This window comes from Neokomagataea anthophila, from assembly GCF_018122595.1.
Lineage (GTDB): Bacteria > Pseudomonadota > Alphaproteobacteria > Acetobacterales > Acetobacteraceae > Gluconobacter > Gluconobacter anthophilus.
The window spans coordinates 1-220 of record NZ_JAGRQH010000222.1; the positions used below are offsets into that span (position 1 = coordinate 1).

1 protein-coding gene is annotated in these 220 nt (G+C 50.5%); it reads left to right on the top strand.

What is annotated here, in order from left to right; genetic code table 11:
• Positions 1 to 220, top strand: a 220-nt coding sequence (locus KB213_RS12530; RefSeq protein ID WP_211683592.1) for a class I tRNA ligase family protein, incomplete at both ends; no start/stop codon positions are given.

Here is a 220-nt window from a genome sequence, read left to right on the forward strand (position 1 = left end):
TCATCATTGTGCTTGCCCCCTTTGCTCCTCACGTTTGCGAAGAACTGTGGGCAGCTATCGGCCATACTACTTCGGTGTGTGATGCTACTTGGCCGGCTTTCAACGAAGAGTACCTAAAAGAAGATGTGATTAACTACACTGTCTCTTTCAACGGTAAGGCCCGCTTCATCATTGTGCTTGCCCCCTTTGCTCCTCACGTTTGCGAAGAACTGTGGGCAGC